The 19023-nt window shown below is 60.0% G+C and carries 16 protein-coding genes; 9 read left to right on the forward strand and 7 right to left on the reverse strand.

Going from position 1 to position 19023, the window contains the following annotated elements:
- Positions 1-73: 73 nt before the first annotated feature.
- Positions 74-1996 carry an ATP-binding cassette domain-containing protein gene (locus tag ABV589_RS05595; RefSeq protein ID WP_166497692.1) on the reverse strand — a complete coding sequence of 641 codons (1923 nt, stop codon included), beginning with the start codon at positions 1994-1996 and terminating at the stop codon, positions 74-76.
- 214 nt (positions 1997-2210) lie between these two features.
- On the opposite strand from ABV589_RS05595, the gene ABV589_RS05600 reads away from it, so the two are divergent.
- A complete protein-coding gene (locus ABV589_RS05600) occupies positions 2211-4139 on the forward strand; it encodes a transglycosylase SLT domain-containing protein (RefSeq protein WP_367085203.1) in 1929 nt (642 codons plus the stop codon).
- A gap of 84 nt (positions 4140-4223) precedes the next feature.
- On the opposite strand, the gene ABV589_RS05605 is transcribed toward ABV589_RS05600, so the two are convergent.
- The gene (locus ABV589_RS05605) at positions 4224-6002 is read right to left on the reverse strand and encodes an ABC transporter transmembrane domain-containing protein (protein ID WP_367085204.1); all 1779 of its coding nucleotides are present in this window, start codon (positions 6000-6002) and stop codon (positions 4224-4226) included.
- 256 nt (positions 6003-6258) lie between these two features.
- Here ABV589_RS05605 and ABV589_RS05610 point away from each other — a divergent pair, with 256 nt between their 5' ends.
- The gene (locus tag ABV589_RS05610) at positions 6259-6438 is read left to right on the forward strand and encodes a PA1571 family protein (protein ID WP_007961805.1); all 180 of its coding nucleotides are present in this window, start codon (positions 6259-6261) and stop codon (positions 6436-6438) included.
- Positions 6439-6621: 183 nt separating this feature from the next.
- On the opposite strand, the gene pdxB is transcribed toward ABV589_RS05610, so the two are convergent.
- Complete coding sequence (pdxB, locus tag ABV589_RS05615) at positions 6622-7764, reverse strand: 4-phosphoerythronate dehydrogenase PdxB (RefSeq protein ID WP_367085205.1); 1143 nt, start codon at positions 7762-7764, stop codon at positions 6622-6624.
- 308 nt (positions 7765-8072) lie between these two features.
- Between pdxB and ABV589_RS05620 the strand changes: the two genes are divergently transcribed.
- Positions 8073-9482, forward strand: coding sequence for an MATE family efflux transporter (locus ABV589_RS05620; protein WP_007961803.1), 1410 nt, complete (start codon positions 8073-8075; stop codon positions 9480-9482).
- A 49-nt stretch (positions 9483-9531) separates the two neighbouring features.
- Here ABV589_RS05620 and tusA read toward each other — a convergent pair whose 3' ends face one another.
- On the reverse strand, positions 9532-9783 hold the full coding sequence (gene tusA, locus ABV589_RS05625) for a sulfurtransferase TusA (protein ID WP_007961802.1): 252 nt from the start codon (positions 9781-9783) through the stop codon (positions 9532-9534).
- 178 nt (positions 9784-9961) lie between these two features.
- Complete coding sequence (gene rlmM / locus ABV589_RS05630; RefSeq protein ID WP_096797183.1) at positions 9962-11035, reverse strand: 23S rRNA (cytidine(2498)-2'-O)-methyltransferase RlmM; 1074 nt, start codon at positions 11033-11035, stop codon at positions 9962-9964.
- Positions 11036-11257: 222 nt separating this feature from the next.
- On the opposite strand from rlmM, the gene acnA reads away from it, so the two are divergent.
- Positions 11258-13999 (forward strand): aconitate hydratase AcnA, encoded by a 2742-nt coding sequence (acnA, locus tag ABV589_RS05635; protein ID WP_367085206.1) that lies wholly within the window; start codon positions 11258-11260, stop codon positions 13997-13999.
- Between the two features lie 343 nt (positions 14000-14342).
- Here acnA and ABV589_RS05640 read toward each other — a convergent pair whose 3' ends face one another.
- Entirely contained in the window at positions 14343-15164 is an 822-nt protein-coding gene (locus tag ABV589_RS05640; protein WP_367085207.1) for an aminoglycoside phosphotransferase family protein, read from the reverse strand.
- Positions 15151-15639, reverse strand: coding sequence for an SRPBCC family protein (locus ABV589_RS05645; protein WP_367085208.1), 489 nt, complete (start codon positions 15637-15639; stop codon positions 15151-15153). The genes ABV589_RS05640 and ABV589_RS05645 overlap by 14 nt, the downstream gene beginning before the upstream one ends.
- Before the next feature lie 186 nt (positions 15640-15825).
- Between ABV589_RS05645 and ABV589_RS05650 the strand changes: the two genes are divergently transcribed.
- From ABV589_RS05650 to ABV589_RS05670, 5 genes are all read left to right on the forward strand, one after another.
- Positions 15826-16746: an ADP-ribosylglycohydrolase family protein gene (locus ABV589_RS05650; RefSeq protein WP_367085209.1), complete on the forward strand. Its 921-nt coding sequence runs from the start codon at positions 15826-15828 to the stop codon at positions 16744-16746.
- Positions 16747-16804: 58 nt separating this feature from the next.
- Positions 16805-17209, forward strand: a complete 405-nt coding sequence (locus ABV589_RS05655) for a lysozyme inhibitor LprI family protein (RefSeq protein WP_367085210.1) — start codon at positions 16805-16807, stop codon at positions 17207-17209.
- A gap of 218 nt (positions 17210-17427) precedes the next feature.
- The gene (locus tag ABV589_RS05660; protein ID WP_367085211.1) at positions 17428-18033 is read left to right on the forward strand and encodes a hypothetical protein; all 606 of its coding nucleotides are present in this window, start codon (positions 17428-17430) and stop codon (positions 18031-18033) included.
- 9 nt (positions 18034-18042) lie between these two features.
- Positions 18043-18249 (forward strand): helix-turn-helix transcriptional regulator, encoded by a 207-nt coding sequence (locus tag ABV589_RS05665; protein WP_003226632.1) that lies wholly within the window; start codon positions 18043-18045, stop codon positions 18247-18249.
- Between the two features lie 85 nt (positions 18250-18334).
- On the forward strand, positions 18335-19006 hold the full coding sequence (locus ABV589_RS05670) for a hypothetical protein (protein ID WP_367085212.1): 672 nt from the start codon (positions 18335-18337) through the stop codon (positions 19004-19006).
- Positions 19007-19023: the final 17 nt, after the last annotated feature.

Below are 19023 nucleotides of genomic sequence, written 5' to 3' on the forward strand. Positions count from 1 at the left end.
TCTTCACCTATATCCGCATATGAAAAGCCCGGCGTTCATCACTGAGCGCCGGGCTTTTTTGTTACCGGATCAATCAGGCATCCAGCTCGGCCCAACGCTCGACCAGCGCATCCAGCTCAGCCTGCAACTGCTCCAGCGAAGCAATCACCTTGGCCGTTTCTGCCGGCGGACGCTGATAGAAACCAGCTTCAGCCATCTCGGCCTCGACCGCAGCGATCTGCTGCTCCTTGGCATCAATGTCACCCGGCAACGCTTCCAGTTCGCGCTGCAGCTTGTAGCTCAATTTTTTCTTTGCAGCCGGCGCGGCAGCGACAGGTGCGGCCACCACGGCGGGCTCAGCGGTGACCACCGCCGAATTCAGGTCAGCCTTGCCCGACTTGCTCTCGGTCACGCCCAACAGGCGCGGGGACCCGCCCTGACGGATCCAGTCCTGATAGCCGCCGACGTATTCACGCACCTTGCCTTCACCTTCGAAGACCAGGGTGCTGGTGACCACGTTGTCGAGGAATGCCCGGTCGTGACTGACCATCAGCACAGTGCCGTTGAAGGTCAGCAGCACCTCTTCGAGCAGCTCGAGAGTTTCCACGTCGAGGTCGTTGGTCGGTTCGTCGAGGACCAGCAGGTTCGCCGGTTTGCTGAACAGTTTGGCCAGCAGCAAACGCGCACGTTCGCCACCGGACAGCGCCTTGACCGGCGTACGCGCACGCTGCGGACTGAACAGGAAGTCGCCGAGGTAGCTGAGGACGTGGCGGCTCTGGCCGTCGATATCGATGAAGTCGCGACCTTCGGCGACGTTGTCGATCACGGTCTTTTCCAGATCCAACTGATGGCGCAACTGGTCGAAGTAGGCCACGTCAATCCGGGTGCCCTCTTCCACTTTGCCGCTGGTCGGTTGCAGACCATTGAGCATCAGCTTCAGCAGGGTGGTCTTGCCGGTACCGTTGGCACCGAGCAGGCCGATACGGTCGCCGCGCTGCAGGACCATCGAGAAGTCCTTGATCAGGTACGGACCGTCCGGGTGATGGAAGCTGACATTTTCCAGCACCATCACTTGCTTGCCGGACTTGTCGGCGGTTTCCAGCTGGATATTCGCCTTGCCGGTACGCTCGCGACGCTCGCTGCGCTCAACACGCAGGGCTTTAAGGGCTCGGACGCGACCTTCGTTACGGGTCCGACGGGCCTTGATGCCCTGACGGATCCACACTTCTTCCTGGGCCAGACGCTTGTCGAACAGCGCGTTGGCAGTTTCTTCAGCGGCCAGCGCGGCTTCTTTGTGCACCAGGAAGCTGGCGTAGTCGCCGTTCCAGTCGATCAGGCCGCCGCGATCCAGTTCGAGGATGCGCGTAGCCAGGTTCTGCAGGAAAGAACGGTCGTGCGTGATGAACAGCACGGCGCCCTGGAAATCCTTCAGGGCTTCTTCGAGCCAGGCAATCGCACCGATGTCCAGGTGGTTGGTCGGTTCGTCGAGCAGCAGCAGATCCGGTTCGGACACCAGCGCCTGCGCCAGCAGCACGCGACGACGCCAGCCGCCGGACAACTCGGCAAGGGTCTTGTCGGCCGGCAGTTGCAGGCGGCTCAAAGTGCTGTCGACAAGGGTCTGCAAGCGCCAGCCGTCACGGGCTTCGAGGTCGTGCTGGACGTGCATCAGCTTGTCCAGGTCGGCGTCGGTGACGATGTTCTGGCTCAGGTGATGGTATTCGGCGAGCAAGGCGCCAACGCCGTCGAGGCCCTCGGCAACCACGTCGAAAACGGTCCGCCCGTCGGCCACCGGCAATTCTTGCGGCAATTCGCCGATTTTCAGACCGGGGGCACGCCACACCGAGCCGTCATCGGGCTTCTGGTCGCCCTTGACCAGTTTCATCATGCTGGATTTGCCAGTGCCGTTGCGGCCGATGATGCACACCCGCTCACCACGGGCGATCTGCCAGGACACCTTGTCCAACAACGGCATCGCGCCGAATGCAAGGGACACATCGCTGAATTTGAGCAGGGTCATGAGCTTCTCCAAAAACCGGGCGCGCATTCTACCTGATTCAGGCCCTCAGCAGGCCGGCAATTTGTCTGCCGAAGCACTCTGCACAACATTTGTTGCGAACTTGTGCTGCGAGACCGGCAAAGCTTTCGCCCGTTGCTGGCAAAAGGCTAAGCTACAGACAATTCAGTGCTGGCCACGGCCAGTGCTTGTCATGATTTCTCTGCCCGGATGTCTCATGCGCAGTCGCCTTTTCAGTGTCTTGTCCTGTTTGCTACTTACCGCCGCTGCCGCTCAATCCGCCCAGGCGGTGGACCTGTCCACCCAACGCCAGTATTACGATGAAGCCAAGCGCGCGCTGGCCAAGGGCGATACCGGCCCGTACTTCCGTTACAGCCAGGCGCTTGCCGATTATCCGCTGGAACCGTACCTGGCTTACGACGAACTGACCGCGCGCCTGAAGACCGCGAGCAACGAGGAAATCGAGAAATTCCTCGCCGAGCACGGCGACCTGCCCCAGGCCAACTGGATGAAACTGCGCTGGTTGCGCTGGCTCGCCGACCGTGGCGACTGGGCCACCTTCACCAAATATTACGACCCGAAACTCAACTTCACCGAACTGGACTGCCTCAATGCGCAGTTCCAGATCAGTAGCGGCCACAAGGCCGAGGGCTATGCCAACGCCGACAAACTGTGGCTGACCGGCAAATCGCAACCGGCCGCCTGTGACGGACTGTTCGGGATCTGGGCCGCCGACGGTCAGTTGACCGAACAGAAACGCTGGGAACGCACCAAACTCGCCGCCCAGGCGCGCAACTATCCATTGGCCAACAGCCTGGTCAACGGCCTGACCACCCTCGCCCCGCGCGGTCGGCTGCTGGTGGATGTGGCGCAGAAACCCGAGCTGCTCAATCAGCCATCGCGCTTCACCCCGGCCGACGAGCCGATGTCCGACGTGGTCAGCCTCGGCCTGCGCCGCCTCGCCCGTCAGGACCCGGACAAGGCCATGGCCCTGCTCGACGGTTATGCCAGCAGCATGCATTTCTCCCGTGACGAGAAAGTCGCGATTGCCCGGGAAATCGGCCTGACCCTGGCCCGGCGTTTCGACAGCCGCGCGCTGGACGTGATGACCAAATACGATCCGGAACTGCGTGACAACACCGTGTCCGAATGGCGCCTGCGTCTGCTGCTGCGCCTGGCACGCTGGGACGATGCCTATCAGCTGACTCGTCGCCTGCCACAGGATCTGGCGACCACCAACCGCTGGCGCTACTGGCAGGCCCGCAGCCTGGAACTGGCGCAACCGCAGAACCCGGAAGCGCAAAGCCTGTACAAGAACCTGGCGAAGGAACGCGATTTCTACGGTTTCCTCGCCGCCGACCGCTCGCAGCTACCCTACTCGCTGATGAACAAGCCGCTGGTGCTTAGCCAGGCGACCATCAACAAGGTGCGTAACACTCCCGGCGTGCGGCGTGCGCTGGAATTTCATGCGCGCGGGCAGATCGTCGACGGTCGCCGCGAGTGGTATCACGTCAGCCGTCATTTCAATCGGGACGAAATGGTCGCCCAGGCCAAACTGGCCTACGACCTGAAATGGTATTTCCCGGCGATCCGCACCATCAGTCAGGCGCAATACTGGGACGATCTGGATATCCGCTTCCCGATGGCCCACCGCGACACTCTGGTGCGTGAGGCCAAGGTTCGTGGCCTGCATTCGAGCTGGGTGTTTGCCATCACCCGTCAGGAAAGTGCGTTCATGGACGACGCCCGCTCCGGGGTCGGTGCCAGCGGCCTGATGCAATTGATGCCCGGCACCGCCAAGGAAACCGCACGCAAGTTCAGCATTCCGCTGGCCTCGCCGCAGCAAGTGCTCGATCCGGACAAGAACATCCAGCTCGGCGCCGCCTACCTGAGCCAGGTGCACAGCCAGTTCAACGGCAACCGCGTGCTCGCCTCCGCCGCCTACAACGCCGGCCCCGGCCGTGTGCGCCAGTGGCTGCGCGGTGCCGATCACCTGAGCTTCGATGTCTGGGTGGAAAGCATCCCGTTCGACGAAACCCGCCAGTACGTGCAGAACGTGCTGTCGTACTCGGTGATCTACGGCCAGAAGCTCAACTCGCCGCAGCCGCTGGTGGATTGGCATGAGCGGTATTTCGACGACCAATGACAGGTGCTGATTGCCTGATATGAAAAATGCCCGCATCAATCGATGCGGGCATTTTTTTGTCTTCAGCAAAGGCCTGAGGCAGTTCTACACCGCCACCGCATGCCCATCATTGAACTGCAGCGCCGCCAGCCGCGCATACAGCGGATTGCTTACGATCAGCTCCTGATGGGTACCGATGGCCACCAGGCTGCCCTGATCCATCACCGCGATCCGGTCGGCGTTTTTCACCGTGGCCAAGCGATGCGCGATCACCAGTGTGGTGCGGTTTTGCATCAGGCTTGGCAGCGCTTCCTGAATCAAGTGCTCGCTCTGGGCATCGAGGGCACTGGTGGCTTCGTCCAGCAGCAGAATCGGCGCATCCACCAGCAAAGCGCGAGCGATCGCCAGGCGTTGACGCTGGCCGCCGGAAAGTCCAAGGCCGGCGTCACCCAAGTGGGTCTGATAGCCGTTGGGCATCTTCTCGATGAAGTCATGGGCGTGAGCAATTCTTGCCGCTTCCTTAACCTGTTCCAGCGTCGCGCCCGCGTTGCCGTAACGAATATTCTCTTCGACGCTGCCGAAAAACAGTGCAGGCGATTGCGAGACCAGGGCGAAATTGCGCCGCAGGTCCAGCGGGTCGAGGCTGGTCAGCGGCACACCGTCGATCAGGATCCGCCCTTCAATCGGGTCGTAGAAGCGCAACAGCAAGTCATACACCGTGGATTTACCGGCCCCGGATGGCCCGACAAGGGCCAGGGTCTCGCCAGCCCTGATGGTCAGGCTCAGGCCGTTGACGGCGTAGCTGTCCGGACGCGACGGATAGGAAAAACGTACATTCTGCAACTGCAGTTCGCCCTTGATCCGCTCAGGCAACGTCACCAGCCCGAGGGTCGGCGGCTGGATGATGTTCTGCGAACTGAGGAGTTCGGCGATGCGTTCAGCGGCACCCGCAGCACGCTGCAACTCGCCGATGACTTCGCTCAACGTGCCGATCGCACTGCCGACAATCAGGCTGTAGAAGACGAAAGCCGCCAGTTCACCACCGGTGATGCGTCCGGCAATCACGTCCATGCCGCCGACCCACAACATCACCGCAACCGCACCGAGCACCAGCACGATCACCACGGTGATCATCCACGAGCGCTGAAAGATGCGCTTGCGTGCAGTGTCGAACGCGTCCTCGACGGTCGTGGCGAAACGTCGCTCGTCCTGCACCTGATGGTTGTACGCCTGCACGGTCTTGATCTGGCCAAGCGTTTCGGAAACATAGCTGCCGATATCGGCGACCCGATCCTGACTCAACCGCGACAGATTGCGCACGCGCCGACCGAAAATCAGAATCGGCGCGACCACGAACGGCAAGGCAATCACCACGATGCTGGTGAGTTTCGGGTTGGTGATAAACAGCAGAACCACCCCGCCGATCACCATCAACAGGTTGCGCAAAAACATCGACAGTGAAGAGCCGATCACCGATTGCAGCAACGTGGTGTCGGCGGTCAACCGTGACTGGATCTCCGAACTGCGGTTGTTCTCGTAAAACCCGGGGTGCAGATAGACCAGATGGTTGAACACTTCGCGCCGGATATCCGCCACACAACGCTCGCCGATCCACGACACCCAGTAAAAACGCGCGAACGTGCCGACTGCCAGGCCCAGCACCATCAGCATGAAGATGCCGATGCTCTGGTTCAGTTGGTGCGGCGATTGAGTCATGAAGCCCCGATCGACCAGCAATTTGATCCCCTGCCCCATCGACAAAGTGACGGCCGCGGTGACGATCAACGCCAGCAGCGCAGCAGCAACTTGCCAGCGATAAGGCGCCAGAAATCGGCTGGTCAGACTCAGCGCTCGACGGTGCCGGGAAGAAAGCTTCGAGATCATTCAGGTACACATCCGTGTTGATGAAAGGGCTAGCCTAAACCTTCTATGGGGCGGAACTCTGTAAATCACAATGAGTCAGGTTAAATATGCCCCCAAAGACTAGGCCATAGTTGCTATTGGTCTAATGTCCCGGTTGAGACGAGCGGTCATTTCTGTTGGACTGGAGGTGCCGCTTTTGACAGACCCAAGGGTGTTGTCACAGCCTGGTCACGTGGCGGTTTTAATCTACGTGCACAACCTGATGAGGAGACAGGCCATGTCCTTGCAACACAGCAGCGAAGACAAGATTCAAGTGATCCGCACCAAGCCCGGCCAACCTCTGGGTTGCTCGATTATTGATAAGGATGGGCGTGAAGTACCGATCACTGAAGACATGATCCAGGACGCATGCCGCGAACTGGACAAGCGATTGGTCAAGCCTGCCGAACAAAAGTGATATAGCCACCGTCTTCCTGACCCGGCCCCTTTTTGGCCGGGTTTTTTCTGCCCACAAATTGACGATTGTGGTGCAACCATCGCGGGCAAGCCCGCTCCCACAGGTCCAGTGGTCAGCTCGGATCTTGCGTAACACGGAGAACCTGTGGGAGCTGGCTTGCCAGCGATAAAGCCAATTTTATTTCTAGACAGCCACCGCCCCCAGCGCCGCCACAATCTGCTGCAACTGCGGCGAGTCGCCTTCAACCCGCACCTTCAGTCCTTCGATTTCACGCCGCACCGGATACTGCTTGCGCAGTACATCAAACGCCGCGCGCTGTTCGGCGACATTGCCAACGAGACTGCGGCGAAAATCCGCATCATCGCGGCGCGGGTCGTACACCCCACGGCACAACATCGCCAGCGCCCAGGCCGGATCGCTATCGGCGTGCAGGGTCACTTCTGACAGCCAGGGTGCCGGCAGCAGGTCACAGAGCTGGATGCTCGCAGGCTGACCGATAAATTCGCAATAGGCCTGATAAATCTGCGCCGTCCCGCGTTGCTTGCCATCGAGGCTGTAGCCGGCAATGTGTGGTGTGGCCAGCACGCAGAGTTCGGCAAGGGCAACATCGACCTCAGGCTCGGCTTCCCAAACATCGAGCACCGCTTGCAGGTCTTCGCGCTCCAGCAGCACTTCGCGCAACGCGGCGTTATCCACCACCGGACCACGGGCAGCGTTGATCAGCCAGGTGCCGGGTTTGAGCTGGAGCAAACGCTGCTCATCGAACAGGTGCCAGGTCGCGCCTTCCCCGGTACGGGTCAGCGGTGTGTGCAGGCTGATCACGTCGCACTGCTCGATGATCTGCTCGAGGCTGACGTAATCGCCGCCCTCGGCTGCCTGACGCGGCGGATCGCAGACTTTGACATTCCAGCCCAGGCCCTTGAGGACCTTGATCAACCGCCCGCCGACTTCACCGGCACCGATGACGCCGTACGTACGTTGCGGCAAATCAACGCCTTCGATTTCCGCCAGAGTCATCAGGCTACCAAGCACGTAATCGACCACGCCCCGCGCATTGCACCCGGGGGCGCTGGACCAGGTGATGCCGGCCTCATTGAAATAATCGAGATCGAGGTGATCGGTTCCGATGGTGCAAGTGCCGACGAAACGCACCGTGCTGCCTTCGAGCAACGCGCGATTGACGTTGGTCACCGAGCGCACCAGCAACACATCGGCCTGCTCGACCTTCGCACGGTCGATGGAACGGCCCGGCACCCGGCGGATCTCGCCGAAACCGGCAAAAAAAGCATCGAGCAGCGGGATATTTTCGTCGGCAACAATCAGCATGGCGGGCTCCTAGAGGGGATCGGCAGTTTAGGTGCAGATCCACCGTTGAGCCAGCGCAGACTGCACTTTGGCGAGGGAGCTTGCTCCCGCTCGATTGCGCAGCAGGCGGAAAGTCTGCAATCGGGATTTTCCTGATACACCACGCCGGATGGTTTGGGGTCGCTTCGCACCCCAGCGGGAGCCAGCTCCCTCGTCACAGTGGATGGCATTGATGATTACAAATGCGCAACAGAGGATTTTTCCTGACTGTCACGTCAGCGGCGTAGAATGCGGCGCCTTGCGCATCAACACCTGTGGACGCTTTGCCTGTGAATTCTGTTACTGATCAACCTCTCGCTGCCTCACTCACCCGCCCCGCGCGAATTCGCCTGGAGTTCAGGAACCTGCTCGCCCTGGCGTTGCCGATCATCATCGCGCAACTGGCGACCACCGCCATGGGCTTCGTCGATGCCGTGATGGCCGGCCGCGTCGGGCCGCGCGATCTGGCGGCGGTAGCGCTGGGCAACTCGATCTGGGTTCCGGTGTTTCTGCTGATGACCGGCACCCTGCTGGCCACCACGCCGAAAGTCGCCCAGCGTTTCGGCGCCGGCACCCACAGCGAGATCGGCCCGATCGTGCGTCAGGCGCTGTGGCTGGCGCTGGTGGTCGGCCTGATCGCGACTTGCATGCTGGTCGCCGCCGAACCGGTACTGCACCTGATGAAGGTCGATCCCGAGCTGATCGGCCCGTGCATGCAATACCTGCACGGCATTGCCAGCGGCCTGCCGGCGGTGGCGTTCTATCACGTGCTGCGCTGCACCAGTGACGGCATCGGCCGCACCCGCCCGGCGATGGTGCTGGGTCTATGCGGTCTGGCGCTGAACATTCCGCTGAACTACATCTTCATCTATGGCCACTTCGGCGTGCCGGCCATGGGCGGCGTGGGTTGCGGTTGGGCCACGGCCATTGTGATGTGGGTCATGGCGCTGGGGCTGGCCGGTTACGAGCGCTGGGCGCCGGCCTATCGTTCGAGCGAGATCTTCAGCCGTTTCGACTGGCCACAATGGGCGGTGATCAAGCGTCTGCTGGCAATCGGTCTGCCGATTGGCATCGCGGTGTTTGCCGAGTCGAGCATCTTCGCCGTGATCGCCCTGCTGATCGGCAGCCTCGGCGCCACCGTGGTCGCCGGGCATCAGATCGCGCTGAACGTCAGCTCGCTGGTGTTCATGATTCCGTATTCGCTCGGCATGGCGGTGACCGTACGTGTCGGGCAGGCGCTGGGACGAGAAGAGCCGCGTGAAGCACGTTTTGCCGCCGGTGTCGGCATGGGTACCGCACTGGCCTACGCCTGTATTTCGGCGAGCATGATGCTGTTGCTGCGCGAACCGATTGCCTCGATCTATACCGCCGATCCGACGGTGATCCACATCGCGGCGATGCTGATTGTGTACTCGGCACTGTTTCAGTTCTCCGACGCGATCCAGGTCACCGCCGCCGGCGCGCTGCGCGGTTATCAGGACACCCGGGTGACGATGATCCTGACCCTGTTCGCCTATTGGGGCATCGGCTTGCCAGTGGGTTACGCCCTCGGCCTGACCGACTGGCTCGGCGAACCGCGTGGCCCGAGCGGCTTGTGGCAGGGTTTGATCGTCGGTTTGAGCTGCGCGGCATTCATGCTCTCGATCCGCCTGACCCGCAGTGCGCGCAAGCGTATCCGGATCAGTCGTTCGGTGGGCTGATCAGCCATAAAAAAAGACCTGCACATGCAGGTCTTTTTTTTGCCCGAATTCAATTGGACTTCTTGCGGATCCAGTACAGATAAGTACCGGCCTCTTCGTGCTGGCCCACCAGTTCGTGGTCGAGAAACACGCAGAACTTGGGAATGTCGCGACGGGTCGAGGGATCGGTGGCGATCACCTTGAGCAGGCCGCCAGGCACCAGGTCACGAATGTGCTGGTGCAGCATCATCACCGGCTCCGGGCAATTGAGACCGGTGGCGTCGAGGGTGCCGTCGACCGGGGTATCGATCATTTCACTCATGATTCACTCCTGAAACTGGCCGGCATTGTCGCGCATTGCCGGGGGCTCAGTCATCTGTAGCGAGGGGATTTACCCCCGATGGGTCGCGAAGCGGCCCCAAAGACTGGGGATGCGCTAAATCCCATCGGGGAGAAATCCCCTCACCACAGAGATCATTCCCACAGGGTTTAGTGGTGACTTAGCGGGATTTGGCTTTCTTGATGTCATGCCGACGCAGATGGCAGGTCACTTCCTCGCGGTCGTGATACAGCTGCTTGCAACCAATATCGACCTTGATCCCGCGCGCCTTGAAGCCATCGGCGATGCGTTCGAGCAAGCGCTTCACTTCGGCGTAACGCTGCTTCATCGGCAGCTTGAGGTTGACCACCGCTTCGCGGCAATGGCCCTCGCCGATCCACTCTTCCAGCATCGCCGCGTTGCGCGCGGGTTTCTCGACGATGTCGCAGACCATCCAGTCCACCGGCTGCTTGGGCTTGAAGGTGAAGCCGTCAGCCATCAAGTGCTGCACCAGGCCGGTGTCCATCAGGCTTTCGGCCATCGGGCCGTTGTCGATGGCGGTCACCAGCATGCCGCGGTTAACCAGCTGCCAGGTCCAGCCGCCCGGTGCCGCGCCGAGATCGACGCCGGTCATGTCGCTGTGCAGGCGTTCGTCCCACTGGTCACGCGGGATGAAATGGTGCCAGGCCTCTTCCAGTTTCAACGTTGAACGGCTTGGCGCCTCGCGCGGAAACTTCAGACGCGGAATGCCCATCGGCCACATCGCCGAGTTGCCGGCATCGGCCATACCGAGGAACACTTCACGACCACTTTTGAAGGTCAGCAGCAGGCGCGGTTTGCTGGCGTCGTCCACCAGCTTCCCGGCGCCGGTCAGCGCCTTGCGCAGCGGGCCTTCGAATTTTTTGCAGAAGTTCGACAGTTCTTTGCCGTCGTTGGTGTCGACCACTTCCAGCCACAGGCTGCCGCAGACCGGGAAGTCCGCCATGTGCTCGAGGATCACGCTGATACGGTCGGTTTCCGGCAGATTGATGAAAACGCCCCGCGCCCATTGCCGCGGGAAAATCAGCTCGGCGAAGCGCTGGCCGCGCATCAGGCGTTCGGCGCCGTCTGCTTCGGTGCAGACAAACTCGGCGTACGCGGTGGCCGGTTTGGCCTTGGCGTAGCCGGCCACGTTGAGTTGGGCGGCGAGGTCGGAAATCTCCGAACAGACTTCGCCTTCGAAGCCTGGCCGGCAATGCATGAATAGGGTGTTCATTCTTACTCCTGGGCAGAGGGCGGACATTCGGCCCCTGCACGCTGCTCAAGCCTTGCGGTGAAGCAAAGCCTGTCACGAAAACCGGCGCATGATAGCCGATGTCGGAACCTTGGACTTGCCCATAGAGTCCAGTTATTAGCCAGCTACTGAAAACAGGGCTACGTTGATAGCTCTGCCCGTCCCCTCAGTCCGTAGCCGTGCGGACTCAAAGGAGTGATCGTAATGCCGTCCCTCGATAGTCTGAAGACCCTCAAAACTCTACTAATCGACGATAAGACCTACCACTATTTCAGCCTGCCCGATGCCGCCAAGAGCCTTGGCAATATCGACCAGCTACCGATGTCGCTGAAAGTCCTGCTGGAAAACCTGCTGCGCTGGGAAGATGAAAAAACTGTCACCGGCGCCGACCTCAAAGCCATCGCTGCCTGGCTCAAGGAGCGTCGCTCCGACCGGGAAATCCAGTACCGCCCGGCTCGGGTATTGATGCAAGATTTTACCGGTGTCCCTGCCGTGGTCGACCTCGCCGCGATGCGCGCCGCCATGGCCAAGGCCGGCGGTGATCCGCAGCGAATCAACCCGCTGTCGCCGGTGGATCTGGTGATCGACCACTCGGTGATGGTCGACAAATTCGCCACCCCGAGCGCCTTCGAACAGAACGTCGACATCGAAATGCAGCGCAACGGCGAGCGCTACGCGTTCCTGCGCTGGGGTCAGAGCGCCTTCGACAACTTCAGCGTGGTGCCGCCGGGCACCGGGATCTGCCACCAGGTCAACCTCGAATACCTCGGGCGCACGGTGTGGACCAAGGATGAGGACGGCCGCACCTACGCCTTCCCCGACACCCTGGTCGGCACCGACTCCCACACCACCATGATCAACGGCCTCGGCGTACTCGGCTGGGGCGTCGGCGGGATCGAGGCGGAAGCGGCGATGCTCGGCCAACCGGTGTCGATGCTGATTCCGGAAGTGATCGGTTTCAAACTCACCGGCAAGCTCAAGGAAGGCATCACCGCCACCGACCTGGTGCTGACAGTCACGCAGATGCTGCGCAAGAAAGGTGTGGTCGGCAAATTCGTCGAATTCTACGGCGACGGGCTAGCCGATCTGCCGCTGGCCGACCGCGCGACCATCGCCAACATGGCCCCGGAATACGGCGCGACCTGCGGCTTCTTTCCGGTCGATGACGTAACCCTCGAATACCTGCGCCTGTCCGGTCGCCCGGCCGAAGTGGTGAAACTGGTGGAGGCCTACTCCAAGGCACAGGGCCTGTGGCGCCTGCCCGGTCAGGAACCGGTGTTTACCGACAGCCTGGCGCTGGACATGGGCAGCGTCGAAGCCAGCCTGGCCGGGCCAAAGCGCCCGCAGGATCGGGTTTCGCTGCCGAACGTGGCACAGGCTTTCAGTGATTTCATGGACCTGCAATTCAAGCCCACCAGCAAGGAAGAAGGCCGTCTGGAAAGCGAGGGCGGCGGTGGCGTGGCCGTGGGTAACGCCGATCTGGTCGGCGAAACCGAGTACGAATACGAAGGCCACACCTATCGCCTGAAAAACGGTGCGGTGGTGATCGCCGCGATCACCTCCTGTACCAACACCTCCAACCCGAGCGTGATGATGGCGGCCGGTCTGCTGGCGAAAAAAGCCGTGGAGAAAGGCCTGACCCGCAAGCCATGGGTCAAGAGTTCGCTGGCGCCCGGCTCGAAAGTGGTCACCGACTACTACAAGGCGGCGGGGCTTACGCAATACCTCGATCAACTGGGCTTTTCGTTGGTCGGCTATGGCTGCACCACGTGCATCGGCAACTCCGGGCCATTGCCGGAGCCGATCGAAAAAGCCATTCAGAAAGCTGACCTCACGGTCGCCTCGGTGCTGTCCGGCAACCGCAACTTCGAAGGCCGGGTGCATCCGCTGGTCAAGACCAACTGGCTGGCCTCGCCACCGCTGGTGGTCGCCTACGCCTTGGCCGGCAGCGTGCGCACCGACATCAGCACTGAGCCACTGGGCAATGACCAACAAGGCCATCCGGTGTACCTGCGCGATATCTGGCCGAGCAGCAGGGAAATCGCCGACGCGGTGAATCAGGTCAACACTGCGATGTTCCACAAGGAATACGCCGAGGTGTTTGCCGGTGACGAACAATGGCAAGCGATCCAAGTACCGCAAGCCGCCACCTATGTGTGGCAGGACGACTCGACCTATATCCAGCATCCACCGTTCTTCGACGATATTTCCGGCCCGTTGCCTGTGATCACCGACGTCAAAGGGGCGCGGGTTCTGGCGCTGTTGGGCGATTCGGTAACCACTGACCACATCTCCCCCGCTGGCAACATCAAGGCTGACAGCCCGGCCGGGCGCTATCTGCGCGAAAAAGGCGTGGAGCCGCGGGACTTCAACTCCTACGGCTCACGGCGTGGCAACCACGAAGTGATGATGCGCGGCACATTCGCCAACATCCGCATTCGTAACGAGATGCTCGGCGGCGAAGAAGGTGGCAACACGATCTACATCCCGAGCGGCGAGAAAATGCCGATTTACGATGCCGCCATGCTGTACCAGGCCTCGGGCACGCCGCTGGTGGTGATCGCCGGTCAGGAATACGGCACCGGCTCCAGCCGTGACTGGGCGGCCAAAGGCACCAACCTGCTGGGCGTCAAAGCGGTGATCGCCGAAAGCTTCGAGCGTATTCACCGTTCCAACCTGGTAGGCATGGGCGTGTTGCCGCTGCAGTTCAAGCTCGATCAGAACCGCAAGAGCCTGAACCTCACCGGCAAGGAAACCCTGGATATTCAGGGCCTGACCGGTGTCGAGCTGACGCCGCGCATGAACCTGACGCTGGTGATCACCCGTGAAGACGGGCGCCAGGAAAAAATCGAGGTGCTGTGCCGCATCGATACGTTGAATGAGGTGGAGTACTTCAAGTCCGGCGGGATTCTGCATTACGTCCTGCGCCAACTGATTGCTTCCTGAAAACACGTTTCCCTGTAGGAGCTGCCGCAGGCTGCGATCTTTTGATTTTGGCTTTCATGAAGCAAGATCAAAAGATCGCAGCCTGCGGCAGCTCCTACAGGGTGGTGCACTTTTCTACAGGCGAAAAAAAAACCCGCCGAAGCGGGTTTTTCCCAAGACCATTATCGACTCCCTGTCGGCAGCGATCCTTGCTATGGTCGATCATCCGTGATCCTGAAACACTCCCTGTGTCTCAGTTGATGGGTGTAGATTACGCCGTGGATCCAATCGGCAATAGTCGAAAAAGCTAGCACCGCGTGTAAGACATTCGCTATACCAGCCCTTCCGAAAACCCTTAGCCCTCTCAGTTATCCAGCAGGCAAGCGGCGATTTGCGCGACCTGCAGCTGTTCGGCAGCCTGTTGCTGCGCATCGTCCTCCAGGAACCAGGCGGCCGACAATCCGGCAAACGCCAACACCCATTGCAGCAAGCGTCGGCGATCAAGCCCGGACGCCTCGACGATCACCTCGACCTGCCGGCGCAATCGCTGTGAATCGCCAGCCGTCGGCAAGTCCGGGTTGCAGATCAGGTTGGCGTAGTCATAACCGCGCTCGCCGCGTACTCGTTTGGGATCAATAGCGAGCCAGCCGTGTGCAGAGAAATCGAGAACATTGTCGTGGTGCATGTCACCGTGCAGCACCACCACGTCCTGCGGATCTGCGAGCAAGGCTTCAGCCGTTTGCAGGCTCAAGGCATAGGTCCCACCATGTTCGGCCGCGGCCACGCGCAGCGAGACGAACCACGGTGCCAGCTCCACCAGCGGCGGTGGCGGCGTCGGGCGCGGCGCATGCAAGCGCGCTAGTGTCGTGCACATGATCTGCGTGGCTTCGTCGTCTTCACCGTTGAGCGCCATGTGCATCAAAGAACGCCGGCCCATGGCCCGTTCCAGCAACAAACCTTCCTCGTGATGGGCAAGCACCCGCGCTGCGCCCTCACCGTCCCACCAAGTCATCAGTCGATTGCCGAATTGCTCGTCGGTATCCAGCGCAACCTTGAGCATGGCCGGCGTGTCGCCAAAACGCACCGGCAACAGGCGGCTGCCGGGGGTGATGATCGGCTCACCGTCCGGCACCAGCGCCCAGCGTTGCAACCAGGATTCGAAGATTGCGCAGTCAGTCACCGTCACGCTCGCGGGTCTTGGCGCTTTCGGCGAGAAACTGTTCAAGTCGACTCAGCTGTTCCTCCCAGCCACGGCTGTCCATGTAATACGCCTCCTTCTGCCGCACGTCGGGAATGTGCGCGAAGCCGGACTCGGACACTTTGAGCAAAGTGCCGCCCTCGTAATCCTGCAGTTCGAACTTGACCAGCGTCGTTGGCTCCTGGGAATAATCGATCGTCGGATTGACCGCGTACGGGTGCCAGCGAAACGAAAACAATTGCTGCGGTTCGACCCGCTCGACCAGCACGTTCCACAACACGTGTTCATAACCGGGATAGGTGACCTGCCCCTGCGTCCATTCTCCGGCGATGAATCGCCTGCCCTCCAGCGCCACACCAAACCACTGGCCAAACGCCTCGGCATCGACCAATGCGCGCCAGACATAAGAACGCGGCGCCTTCAGCGTGATTTTGCGTTCGAAACTATTGGGTACCGGTTTCATAAGTCACCTCCTGTTCTGAACAGTAGGCTTGTATGACCACATGTCCAACCTGAAGTTGTATCAAAGCCGTTCACCTGCGCAGCACCAGGGAAACATTCGGCGGCATTTCCGATCGTTGAATCGAGCGCCCTCATCCGATGAACCTGTTACCTTTTCCTGCGAAATGGACACGGACAAGGACGAAGCATGCAGCCATCTCTATCCGAACGTTATCGCGGCGCCCTGCTCGGCCTCGCCTGTGGTGATGCTGTGGGCACCACGGTGGAGTTCAAGCCACGGGGCTCATTCCAGCCACTGACCGACATGGTCGGTGGCGGCCCCTTCCACTTGAAGCCAGGGCAATGGACGGATGACACCTCGATGGCGCTTTGCCTGGCGGAAAGTCTGCTGAGCAAAAACAGATTTGATGCGGCAGACCAGATGGGGCGCTATCTCAACTGGTGGAAATGGGGCTATCTCAGTTCCACGGGTGAGTGTTTCGATATCGGCATGACGGTCAGCCAGGCGCTGTCGCAGTATCAGCAAACCGGCCAGCCCTTCGCGGGGTCCACCGACGCGTTCACCGCCGGCAACGGCTCGCTGATGCGTCTGGCACCCGTGGTGCTGTTTTACTTCCCTGATGCCCGTCAGATCCACCAGTTCGCCAGCGACAGTTCGCGGACAACCCACGCAGCGCCCGAGGCCATCGAATGCTGTCAGTTGCTTGCCGAGGTGATCAACAAAGCCTTGCTTGGCGCGTCCAAGTCAGAATTGCGCAAACTGTCAGACTCAACCTTCGTTCAAGCAAAAGTCGCAGCCATCGCCCGGGGTGATTACCTCACAAAGTCGGCGGACGAAATCCGTGGTAGCGGCTACTGCGTCGAGTCTCTGGAAGCGGCACTGTGGTGTTTTCATCACACCGACAGTTTCGCCGCAGCGATTCTGCAAGCGGCCAACCTGGGCGATGACGCCGACACCACGGCCGCTATCGTGGGACAAGTGGCCGGCGCCTATTACGGCGTTCGGGCGATTCCTGCCCACTGGCTGGAAATGCTCCATGACGGCGAGGAGATAGCAGCCACTGCGGATCGCCTGCTCGAAGCCTCCCGACTGCGCGTTCCTGAATAGAAACACCATATAGCCGGTAAACTGCTCTGCACCTTCATCCGACACAGTGAGATTAACCATGCTCCCACGCCTGCTCCTGGCCCTGACACCCGTCCTGTTCACGCCTCTCGCCCACGCCGCCGTCGACTGTGCCAACGCCAGCGATCAGGCCACCATGAATCAGTGTGCCGGGCAGGAATTCAAGGCAGCGGACAAGGAATTGAACGCGGTGTATCAACAGATCACCGGTCGTTTGAAGGACAACCCTGACAGCAAGAAGCTGCTAATGGGTGCGCAGCGAGCATGGATCGGGTTTCGCGATGCCGAGTGCAAGTTTTCCGCATCCGGGGTCGAAGGCGGAAGTGTTTATCCGTTGATCTACAGCAATTGCCTGACCGGTGTGACCAAGGTGCGGGTCGAGGCGCTGAAGCAATATTTGAAGTGTCAGGAGGGTGACATGAGTTGCCCGGTACCCGGGGCCTGATTTTGTAGTGGTTTCGGTCTTGCCGATAGTTTGTTGATTTCACACTTGGAGCACCTTCGGCGCGCTCGCCAGCAAGCCGACTCCCCGCACCATTACGAGTAATTGCTCGGAGCCGCAGCAGAGGAGGATGCCGCAGCAAGCGAATCAAAATTAATTATTGTAATCAGATAATTTTTAATCGAGAATTCGCTACCAAATTGCAACAACCAGGAATTTTCATGAGTACTCACATCAACGGATTGGCGCCGCAGCGCATGCATTGGATCGGGCTGCTGGCAGCAATTCTCGTCTGGGTTCTGGGTGTGACGGAGGTCGGCGGCAACGCGACGGTCTGGTTCTTCAAAAAGGATGAAATGCTGGCGGGCCTGCTCTATGCCTTTGCAGAAGGCTCGCCACAACTGCTCGACCCGTTTGTCGAAGGCGCGCTGCTTGATCCCGACACCTGGCTGTCGTCAATGGTCACTGCGCTGATCGTTTTTCTGGATTTTCTGCCCGTTGTCCTGTCGGCTTACGCGTTATGGCTGACCGGGTTGTTTTTCTTGCGCTTGTCACGCGGCGAAACCTGGACCGATCGCAATATCGGCGTCCTGTGGCGAGTGGGGGTGCTGTGCATCGTTTCTCCGGCGGCTTACCCGCTGGTAGAGACTTTGCAAGGTCTGGCTTTATCGATCGATCTGCCGCCGGGGGATCGCATTTTTCAGTTCACGATCGGCCTGTCTTCCTCTTCTGCCTACGAGATAATCAAAGGCGTATTGCTCTGTTCGTTTTCAATTATCATGCGCGATGCAAAAGTACTCAGCGATGAGCAAAGTCAATACATATAGAACAACATAATGACCATTATCGTCCGCCTTGACGTTGTCATGGCCACGCAAAAAATTCGCTCGAAAGAGTTGGCCGCCCTGCTCGGGATCACCGAGGCCAATCTGTCATTGCTGAAAAACGGCAAAGTCAAAGGTGTGAAGATGGCAACTCTGGACAAGCTCTGCGCTGCGCTCGATTGCCAACCGGGCGATCTGCTGGAATACCAGAAAGACTGAGACTTCCCCCCTGACGGCGAGTTGTTTATCGCAAGTCCCAATCGTTTAACTCTTATTCAATCCTTAGTTTCAAGGCGGCTTTGTCATGTCCCGTTATTTGTTATGCGCGCTGTTATTGCTGACAGCATCACTCAGCGGCTGCGCCACACAATTTGACGTAGCGCTCAATGCAATACCTGATCCGGACTATCAGTTCGACCGAAAGGCAACCGTGCTGGTGACCTCGACCAACAGCGCCGATGAGAACGCACTGAATGCCCGCTATTATCTTCGCGACATGGTCAACGCACTGAAAGACAGAGGCTTTCAGGAGGTTTATACCGACGCCAGCCTGCCCAGGAATCATGCACCGATCAAAATGACCATCAGTCTCGATATCGGCAGCCGGCAAGTGTCTTACCGCTACACCGCCACCGACTATGGGCAAGTTCCAACCAGCACTACCACCGTGTGCAAAAACGCCAAGAAGAAAGATGACCGACTGACCTGCACCAGTAAGCCCAATACGACCTATGGCCCGGTGGGTACTTCAGAGCGGATCGGCTATACCACCCTGAGTACTTTCATTGCCACCGCCCGGGATGAGGCGAGTAAGCGCACGGTATATCTGCTGCGGGCATCGTCTTATAACGAGGACTGTCAGGCCGCCAAAGTCGAAGCGTTTCTGGTCGAGCAAGGCCTGCAGAACCTGAACTTCCAGGACCGCATGCAACGCAACTACAGCGTCACGATGCCCGAGGGTTACAGCTGCAAATAGTCAGTTGCCCAAACGTC

Source organism: Pseudomonas sp. HOU2 (genome assembly GCF_040729435.1).
Taxonomy (GTDB): Bacteria; Pseudomonadota; Gammaproteobacteria; order Pseudomonadales; family Pseudomonadaceae; genus Aquipseudomonas.